This window comes from Carnobacterium sp. (genome assembly GCF_032094055.1).
Classification (GTDB): Bacteria; Bacillota; Bacilli; order Lactobacillales; family Carnobacteriaceae; genus Carnobacterium_A.
The window spans coordinates 11586-21501 of the sequence record NZ_DAMDAK010000039.1; the positions used below are offsets into that span (position 1 = coordinate 11586).

General features: G+C 37.2%; 9 protein-coding genes. 6 read left to right on the forward strand and 3 right to left on the reverse strand.

Features of this window, described 5'->3' with window-relative positions:
- Positions 1-1215 (forward strand): Nramp family divalent metal transporter (locus RT405_RS07525; RefSeq protein WP_313468864.1); only part of this gene is annotated, 1215 nt, incomplete at its 5' end.
- Between the two features lie 129 nt (positions 1216-1344).
- Here the strand turns inward: RT405_RS07525 and RT405_RS07530 are convergent.
- Positions 1345-2163 carry an aldo/keto reductase gene (locus RT405_RS07530; RefSeq protein ID WP_313468866.1) on the reverse strand — a complete coding sequence of 273 codons (819 nt, stop codon included), beginning with the start codon at positions 2161-2163 and terminating at the stop codon, positions 1345-1347.
- A 136-nt stretch (positions 2164-2299) separates the two neighbouring features.
- The gene (locus RT405_RS07535; RefSeq protein WP_313468868.1) at positions 2300-2752 is read right to left on the reverse strand and encodes a DUF305 domain-containing protein; all 453 of its coding nucleotides are present in this window, start codon (positions 2750-2752) and stop codon (positions 2300-2302) included.
- 199 nt (positions 2753-2951) lie between these two features.
- On the opposite strand from RT405_RS07535, the gene trpS reads away from it, so the two are divergent.
- The 3 genes from trpS to RT405_RS07550 all read left to right on the forward strand — a co-directional run bounded on the left by trpS (position 2952) and on the right by RT405_RS07550 (position 6104).
- Positions 2952-3965, forward strand: a complete 1014-nt coding sequence (gene trpS, locus RT405_RS07540) for a tryptophan--tRNA ligase (RefSeq protein ID WP_313468870.1) — start codon at positions 2952-2954, stop codon at positions 3963-3965.
- Positions 3966-4223: 258 nt separating this feature from the next.
- On the forward strand, positions 4224-5708 hold the full coding sequence (locus RT405_RS07545) for a carbon starvation CstA family protein (RefSeq protein ID WP_313468872.1): 1485 nt from the start codon (positions 4224-4226) through the stop codon (positions 5706-5708).
- 138 nt (positions 5709-5846) lie between these two features.
- Complete coding sequence (locus RT405_RS07550; protein WP_313468873.1) at positions 5847-6104, forward strand: DUF2188 domain-containing protein; 258 nt, start codon at positions 5847-5849, stop codon at positions 6102-6104.
- A 141-nt stretch (positions 6105-6245) separates the two neighbouring features.
- Here the strand turns inward: RT405_RS07550 and RT405_RS07555 are convergent, their stop codons facing one another.
- Positions 6246-6980 (reverse strand): glucose 1-dehydrogenase, encoded by a 735-nt coding sequence (locus RT405_RS07555; protein ID WP_313468875.1) that lies wholly within the window; start codon positions 6978-6980, stop codon positions 6246-6248.
- 300 nt (positions 6981-7280) lie between these two features.
- Here RT405_RS07555 and RT405_RS07560 point away from each other — a divergent pair, with 300 nt between their 5' ends.
- Both RT405_RS07560 and RT405_RS07565 read left to right on the forward strand, forming a co-directional pair.
- The gene (locus tag RT405_RS07560; RefSeq protein WP_313468877.1) at positions 7281-9374 is read left to right on the forward strand and encodes a methyl-accepting chemotaxis protein; all 2094 of its coding nucleotides are present in this window, start codon (positions 7281-7283) and stop codon (positions 9372-9374) included.
- A 230-nt stretch (positions 9375-9604) separates the two neighbouring features.
- The coding region (locus RT405_RS07565; protein ID WP_313468879.1) for a chemotaxis protein CheW at positions 9605-9916 on the forward strand (312 nt) is incomplete at its 3' end.

Below are 9916 nucleotides of genomic sequence, written 5' to 3' on the forward strand. Positions count from 1 at the left end.
TTTATGGGGCCAGGTTCATTGATTGCTGTCGGGTATGTTGATCCAGGTAATTGGGCAACGTCAATAGCAGGCGGTTCAGAATTCGGCTATACTTTATTGAGTGTGATCCTGATTGCTAGTTTGATTGCCATGTTGATGCAGGAGATGGCGGCCCGGCTTGGGATTGCTACAGGTAAAGATTTGGCACAGGCCACGAGTGCCTCAGTTGGAAAGAAAACCTCTTTCTTCTTATGGATTTTAACAGAATTGGCTATTATTGCAACGGATATTGCTGAAGTGATCGGTTCAGCAATTGCCTTAAAATTATTATTCAATATCCCTTTATTACTGGGAGTTACGATTACCACACTAGATGTCTTATTGTTATTGTTACTGCAAAAACGCAATTTCCGAATCATTGAAAGTATTGTGACCGTATTGATGGCCACCATTTTTATGATTTTTGGTTACGAAATCTTTTTGTCCCATCCGGATGCAGTCCAATTATTGAAAGGGTACTTGCCGCAGACTGAAATTGTTACCAATACCAATATGCTGTTTATGGGCTTAGGTATTTTAGGAGCCACAGTTATGCCGCATAATTTATACTTACATTCTTCTATTATTCAAACAAGAAGTTACGAACGGACAGAAGAAGGGAAAAAAGAAGCAGTTACTTTCGCGCGGATCGATTCTGTCTTTTCTTTGACAGTCGCTTTCTTTATCAATTCGATGATTTTGATTTTAGGAGCAGCTGCTTTTTATAACAGCGGACACGTGATCAACGGCATTGAAGATGCTTACGCTTTATTGGCACCGGCAGTTGGAGCATCCATTGCTAGTACACTATTTGCTGTAGCATTGCTGGCTTCTGGACAAAATTCGACCATTACAGGAACTTTAAGCGGTCAAATCGTCATGGAAGGTTTTATCCATCTTAGAGTCAAACCATGGGTACGCCGTGTTATCACTCGGCTGATAGCAGTTATTCCAGTGTTTATTGTTACGCTGATTGCTGGAGAAAACGGTACAGCTGAGTTATTGATATTAAGCCAAGTTATTTTGAGTATGCAATTGCCGTTTGCTCTCGTTCCCTTGGTGTTGTTTACCAGCGATAAACACAAGATGGGGAGTTTTGTTAACTCAAAATGGGTGAAAGTGATTGCCTGGATAGCCACCGTCGTCATTATTTTCTTGAATGTGTATCTTGTAGTTTATACACTAATGGGGAAATAATAAAATTGGAATAAGCCTGCTAGACATTTAAGACATGGGGAGATGTTATGAATTCCTGCCCTACAAAAAAAGGAAAGCCCTAATAAAAATGGGTCTTTCCTTTTTTTGCATTCTGCTGATGTCGAAAAATTATTTTTTACGCACGTCTTCAATAGCGTTTAATTTTTCCATATCTTCATCTGAGATATGAAAATCCAATTGGCTATTTTCGATAATTCGTTCTTCGTGAGTTGATTTTGGAAGAGGCAGTGTTTCTCGTTCCAAACAGTAACGAATACACAATTGAGCTGGCGTGACATTATATTTTTGGGCCATTTCTTTGATTGCTGAACTATTGAGTATTTCTCCTGTTGCTAAAGGTGAATAAGCTTCAACAACAATTTTATGTTTTTTACAATAATTCAACAGATTTTCTTGATCACGGCCGATATAGAAAGGAATTTGGTTGGCCATCGGAACGATTTCACAGGCATCAATCAATGCTTGAATATCCGATTCTGAAAAGTTAGAAACACCAATAGCTCGAATTTTACCCTCATGGTACAATTTTTCCATTGCTTTCCATGTCTGAATATTTTCTGCTGTGCAATCTTTTCCTTTTTCATCCCATGGCCATGGTGCATGGATGAGGTAAAGGTCTAGGTAATCCATTCCCAAATTTGTAAGAGTTTCCTCAAAAGCTTTTAAAGTTTCGTCATAGCCTTTGATTTGTGCAGGTAGTTTACTAGTTAGAAAAATATTTTCTCGTGAGATACCAAAGTCTTTGATGGCTTTCCCAACGTTTTCTTCATTATGATAAGCTAAAGCGGTATCGATATGAGTATAGCCATTTTTAAGCGCCATCGTTACGGCATCATAAGCTTCCTCATTAGGAATTTGCCAAGTACCAAAACCGATATATGGGATTTCCACACCATTGTGAAATACAAATGTTTTTTCTTTCATCATTAAAAATTTCCTCCTCTGATCTAATGTATATTGCGCTTCCATTTTAATACAAATAGCTGTAGAAAAATAATAATAATGCTTATTTTTTCGATTTGACCAGCTGTTACACTAGAATACTCTTAAGTAAGTAAACAGCCTAATCAGAATTTTCAAGATCTTCAATCAATTCTTTCATTTGTTTAATTTCATCACGTTGTGCTTTACTGATTTTTTTAGCAAGCTCTTGAACCCGTGGATCTGACAGATGGGCCCGTTCACTAGTGAGTATTGCAATCGAGTGATGTGGAATCATGGCTTTTAGCCAAGAAGTGTCTTCAATCGTTGCTTGGCTCCTTACAAGACCAAGAGATCCTCCAAAAACAACCAGACTGACCAATAAAATCAACATATTTGCCTTTTTATTTGTATACATATTCCACATAAATAATAGCATAATAATGGCCATGGCAGCACCCATCATGAATGCCATATACACACGCGTTTCGCTGAAAAAAATATGATCCAATTGAAAGACATTGAAAAACATCATAGCGTACATGACTAGAGTAGAAGTAGCAATCATTAAGCCAAACTTAAGATACTTGTTCATTTTATTCCTCCTAAAGGTGAAATGATACATTTAGCATAGCAAAGAAAAAGAATGGAATAAAACAATAAGGTCCAAAGTAAAAAAAACTTTTTAGGTGCTTTTTTACTATTTTCCAGCAAATGTATCATAGGAATGAATGAGGATATGTTATGATAGAGAAGACAAAAAACGAAACTGATAAAAAGTGAGGAAAGAAATAATGAGCAAAGTTATTTTAACAGGCGACAGACCAACCGGAAAACTGCATTTAGGACATTATGTCGGCTCTTTAAAGAATCGTGTAATGTTGCAAAACGATCCAGAAAATAAAAATTTTATTATGATTGCAGACCAACAAGCTCTGACTGATAATGCCAAGAATCCTAAAAAAATTCAAGACAGTTTGCTTGAAGTCGCATTGGACTACCTGGCAGTTGGGATAGACCCGACTAAATCAACTATTTTTGTGCAGTCTCAAATTCCGCAATTGTCAGAACTGACGATGTATTATTTGAATTTAGTGACTGTTTCGCGTTTGAAACGAAACCCGACAGTTAAATCGGAAATCAATGAAAAGAATTTTGGAGAAAGCATTCCGGCCGGCTTCTTTATGTATCCAGTCAGCCAGGCAGCAGATATCACGGCGTTTAAAGGAACACATGTGCCAGTCGGCGAAGATCAAAGTCCTATGATTGAACAAACAAGAGAAATTGTCAGAGATTTTAACCGCATTTACAATACAGATGCATTAGTGATGCCTGAAAGCATTCTGCCGGATAAAGGTCAAGAAAGATTGGTCGGCATTGATGGCAAAGGCAAAATGAGTAAATCTTTAAACAATGGTATTTACTTGTCCGACTCGTCAGACGAAATCAAGAAAAAAGTTATGAGCATGTACACAGATCCAAATCATATCCATGTAAACGATCCAGGAAAAGTAGAAGGCAATGTAGTCTTTACGTATTTAGATGTTTTTGGAACAGACAAAGCTAAAATCCAATCTCTAAAAGAACACTACCAGCAAGGTGGTTTAGGAGACGTGAAAATCAAGTTGTACCTGAATGAAATTTTACAGGATTTTTTGAAACCCATCCGAGAAAATCGGGAACAGTTTGCTGCAGATAAAGAAGGAGTGCGCCGGATGTTGAAAGCTGGCAGTGAGTCTGCTGAAAAAGTGGCGGCTCAAACCTTATCAGAAGTCAAAGCCGCTATGGGAATCAACTACTTTAAATAGTCCGAGTAGGTTTAAAGAAACAAAATTTCTTTTAACCGAATAGCTCAATAGGAAAACTCTTCAGCCATTGTGACAAATACACTGACTGAAGAGTTTTTTGATTTTTAAGTGGAACTGTATTTCGCAGTGGATATCGTGCATCTCATCATGAAATAAGGTCATTTCGACTGGAAATTCCTCTTTGTAAATCTTCTTTTAGTAAAATAGAGACATTAAATGAAAAGGGTTACAAACAGATCGTAAAAGGAGGAAAAAAAGATGGTAACGTTAGTTGGAGGCATTATCTTATTGATTCTAGGTTATTTTACGTATGGCAAGTACATTGAAAAGAATTTTTCAATTGATCCTGATCGTGCAACCCCGGCAGAAATGTTAAAAGACGGGTATGATTTTGTTCCCATGTCGAAAGCAAAAAATGCTATTATTGAGTTATTGAATATTGCCGGAACTGGACCGATTTTTGGCCCCATCATGGGAGCCTTGTATGGACCAGTAGCTTATATCTGGATTATTATCGGCTGTATTTTTGGCGGGGCTGTACATGATTATATGGTTGGGATGATCTCACTGCGTAATAACGGAGCACAACTGCCAGAATTAGCCAGCAAGTATTTAGGCAAACCGGTCAAACATGTGGTCAATATTTTTGCTATGCTGCTGTTAATGTTAGTGGGTACGGTATTTGTGACGTCTCCTGCCAGCTTGATTGAAAGCATTACACCTAGTTGGTTAACAGGAGGAATAGTCGTCTTATTGATTTTTGTGTATTATATTATTTCAACAATTTTACCAATCGATAAAGCCATGGGAAAAGTATATCCTTGGTTTGGCGGTATTTTAATTATTAGTACAATTGCAATCGGGCTTAGTCTGCTATTTGGAAATCACGCGATTCCAAATCTTACTTTAAACACAATGCAAAACTTTCATCCCGAAGGAACTCCTATTTTCCCAGCCATTTTCTTTACCATTTCATGCGGAGCATTATCAGGGTTTCATGCTACACAAGCTCCAATGGTATCAAGAACCAGTACAAACGAAAGAGAAGGACGGTTTACTTTCTATGGCATGATGATTGCAGAAGGTGTGATTGCTATGATTTGGGCCGCAGCTTCTATGTCTCTATTTGATGGACAAACACTCAGCCAAATGATCAATGCTGGTACTCCATCTGCAGTGGTTAACCAAGTATCTGTACTGCTATTAGGCAATGTAGTAGGGACCGTGGCGATTATTGGGGTAATCGTATTGCCGATTTCTTCTGGTTTATCTGCTTTCAGAAGTTTGCGTATAATTTTATCTGACTACTTGCATATTAAACAAGATACGATCAAAAAAATTCTTATGGTCACGATTCCGTTGTTTGCCATATCTTTTATCTTGACCAATATGGATTTCAATATTTTGTGGAGGTATTTTAACTGGGCTAATCAAGTAACGGCAGTGATTGCTTTATTGGTTTCCACTCGTTATTTGTATCTGAAAAATAAAAATTATTTGGTAACCTTAATTCCTGGAACATTTATGTTGTATGCTTGTGTGGTTTATATTTTCAGTGAACCTATTGGCTTTAAAATGGGCTTAACAACCCTTACTTATGTTCTTAGTCTGATCTTGTCATTAGCTATCTTGGCTCTATTTTGGAAAACTGGTCAAAAGCAAAAAGAGAACCTGGATCCAAATGGAGAATTGATCAATGATCAGCTACCTATTGGAACATTTACAACAGAACAACAATCCTAAAAATTCTTAACTAAACGAACCAGCCGTTCTTTCTTAAAAAGAGCAGCTGGTTCGTTTGTAATGTAAGCCTTTTAATTTGACTAGAAAAGTGCTCGATGGTATACCTAAACTAATCACTAGTTAAAGGAGGGTAACCTAATGGCAGATAAGAAAAAAGAACGCGATCAATATTTTGAAGAACGCTCAGGAACAGATAAAGCTCATTTCCATGCAGTACCTCATGAAGACAAAGGCTGGGCTGTTAAGAAAGAAGGCGAAGACAAGCCGGTTTTTACTACTGATTCAAAATCAAAAGCTGCGGACGAAGCTAACCGTTTAGCAAAAGAAGCAGGTACGATCGCTATTATTCATAGTGAACACGGAAAAATTGAAGAACAAAATAATTATGAAAAATAAGAAAACTCCTCTTAAGCAAACAGAGCAAAAAGTAAGGCTCTGGCTGCTTAAGGGGTCTTTTTTATGTACATGGGACAAACTACTGCTAAAAAACATTGAGTTTGTCCCAAAAATAGAGCGTGGTTCTTGAAATCAGGATTTTTATCTGCCGACAGTCCAACCGCCGTCGATTTTGATTTCAGTACCTTGAATATAGTCCGATTCATCTGAAGCTAAAAATAAAGCTACTGCTGCCACTTCTTCGGGCTTTCCAGCACGTTCAGCTGGAATGTCTTTCAAGCGCGGATCATCAATTCCTTCTGTCATTTTGGTATCAATAAATCCGGGAGCAATCAAGTTAGCTTTAATACCTTCGCTGCCAAAGTCATAAGCCAATTGTCTGGTAAAACCGACAAGTGCATGCTTTGAGGTAACATAAGCTGCTCCGCCGGGACCGGCAACAAAACTACCTTGAGATCCAACATTAGTGCCTTTTCCTTTTTCTAATAACGTTGGTAAAACAGCTTTAGACATTAAAAAAGGCCCTTTAACATTTACATTCATTAATTTATCCCAAGCTTCTTCATCGGTTTCGATTGCATTATGATAAGCATCGTGAATGCCTGCACTGTTAAATAAAATATCGATTGTGCCATAGGTGTCTAACACTTTAGAGACACAGTTCTTGATTTCTTCATTGTTTGTCATGTCTGTCTGGACAAAAAGCGCTTCACCATTTGTATCTTTAACCGCTTTTACTACTTCTTCGCCTCGTTCTTGATTTCGGCCGACTACAGCAACTTTTGCCCCTTCTGCCGCAAATAACTTCGCAGTTGCTTCACCGATTCCAGAAGTGGCACCTGTAACGATAGCTACTTTTCCTTTTAATTTACTCATATAAATCTACTCCTTTTCTTACATAATAGGTTGCTCAACACAAGTATACTAAAAAGAAATCCCGCAAGAAAACGTTTTAACTTACTAGAACTTATGTTAAATAGCGATTTTTAAATGGTTCTTTTTAAAAAATATAAAAAAGCGCTTAAAAAAAGAATAAATTGACCGATATAAGAGAGAGCGAATTGACGCAAAAATAAACAGGTTTTTGTAGTAGCTGAAAAGAAGAGGATGAACTTAAAAAAGACAAACTCTAACGAATGCTTTGCTGAAAACCGATTATAAGAGGAGGATTTTAAAGTGGTCCGTAAAGAAAGAAAAAACAAAGTTAAAAGAATGAAGTCCCGGAAAAAAAGTATCGGCATGAACGTTGGTTTGACATTATTTTTTGTTGTGATCATACCTGTTATCATTGTTCTATTGATGAGCTACAACAGTACAAAAGCTTCACTAACACAACGCGTTGAATCCAGCGAAAAAAGCAGCACGATGCAATTTGCTACTCAGTTAGATTGGGCCGGACAAGAATTAGAAGACACATTAGAAGTATTAGCTCAAAAAGATAATTTTTGGCAGCTAAAAACAGATGCATCACTTGAAGAAGATATCTTAGAAGATTTGATGTTTGTGAAAACAAGCAGTTTATACATAGGAGAGGCTTATTATACGCCAGTAGGAGAAACTTTGATTGGTGAAGACTTAGGCCCAGACTTTGACAGTACCACGAGAGAATGGTATCAGCGGGCAATCGAGCGGCATGGTGCACTCTATTGGAGTGAAATTTATACAGATGCAGTAACGGGAAAACCTGTTATGACAATTTCGAAAGCGATTGTTCATGATGGCGAAGTTTACGGTGTGCTAGGTTTAGATTTAAGTTTTGAAAAAATCAATAAGTTGATTACTTCCTCCCAAGTTGGAAATACCGGCGAATTTTTTGTGCTTTCAGATAAAGGAACGTATTTGATGGCAAAAGATGCTGAAAAGATTGGGAAAAATGTGTCGAATAGCCCTTTATTCGAACAATCAGACGACCAAGCGGGCTTTGTCCATGATGATGCTTACAATAAGAATATTGATGTCTATTATAAAGTAGTCGACAGACTCGGAATGATTGTATATGGAGCCGTTCAACCAGATGAAATGGCAGCAGAAAACAAAGCAAGCCTTAATAGCGGATTGGTTGTTTTACTGATTGCTTTAGTGGTTGCCTTAATTGCAGCGATCTTATTCTCAAGATACATTAAAAAACTAACGACCGCTTTGACGAATGCTTTTAGTAAAGTTCAAGCCGGAGATTTAACAGCTCAAATGACAGCAAAAGATTTGATCATCTTGCCTAGAATAAAATGGGTTAAGAAGAAAAAAGAGTCTAGAATAAAAGAAAAAGAAATTGATCGAAATGGAAATGAATTGAACCAAATCGCTTTTTCATTTAATGAAATGGTGCGCAACTTCAGAACAATGGTCAATGAGATACAACAAAACAGTCACAAAATAATCGATATGTCGACTACTTTAACGGAAATAGCCAAACAAACGAGTTCAGCTACTGAAGAAGTTTCGGATACGATCACAGGAATAGCTGAAGCAACAAGCGTCCAAACGCAAGATGCAACAGAAACTTCAGGCAAAATGGAAGAATTATCAAATGTCTTAGAAGAAGTAGGTCAAAACATTCAAAAAATGGGTCAAAGTGCAGATGATACAACAGTGGCAAATGGACGTAACAGTGAAAAGATGTTCCACGTTTATGAAAACTGGCAAGCAAATATTGAAATGATGGTACAATTAACTGAAAGTATCAATGCAGTAGACGAAGAAATCCAAAGCATTGAAAACATCAGTCAAGTAATCAGCGGTATTTCAGCACAGACCAACTTATTAGCATTGAATGCTTCGATTGAAGCTGCTCGTGCAGGAGAATCAGGCAGAGGCTTTGCTGTAGTAGCAGATGAAGTTAGAAAATTGGCTGAACAAAGTGCTCAATCAACTAAAAACATTGGAGACATTATTAAAACAGTTCAAAAGAGCTCACAAACGATGATCGCTAAAATGAATCAGTCGTTTGAGGAAAGTGAAAAACAAACACGAACTATTGACGAAGCAATCGATTCAGCTAATACGGTTACTGATCAAATGGAAGTGTTAGTCGAAAACATTATCAGTGTGGCCAGCTTAAGCGGGCAAATTGAAATGCATAAAGACGAAGCAGTTGCGGCTGTTGAAAACATTGCTGCATCAGCACAAGAAAATTCTGCCGGTACAGAAGAAGTTTCTGCAAATGCAGAAGAAATTTTAGCAACGATGGAAGAATTCTCTGCTAGTATTGCAGATCTAGACAATATTGCGAAACAATTAAATGAAGAAGCAAAACAGTTTAAAATTAATTAAACGAGTCAGTAGAAAGTAGACAAAAGGCTACTCAATTAGTTGATAACAATTGAAAAACGGAGGAGATTCAGTCATTTGAGCAGATGATATCCATTACTGTTGCTTAAATAAAAGTTCTCTTACTGTTTTTCTGTTGTTTAACAAAACTAACGACTGATTAAGTAAACGAGTGAGTAAAAAGGTGTTAGACTCGAAACACATATTGTTACTGTATTCCTAGGAGGGATCAAATGGAAAAATTTATTGTTTTCACTAGCAATCATCAAAATTTTGCTATTCCAATAACGGATGTAGAAAAAATTATCATTATGGAGCAGCCGACAAAAATTCCGGACACCTCTTCTTATTTACTAGGTGCGATTCCGTATGATGAAAACCTATTGCCGATCATTGATTTAAGTGAACGTCTTTTTAAGCAAGCTACTGCTATCACAGCAACGACTAAAGTTATTGTAGCAGAATGGAAAACATTTAAAATCGGATTGGTTGTAGACGATGTTCTCTCTGTCAGCAATTTTGAAGAAGTTCAAGCTGAAGAAGCT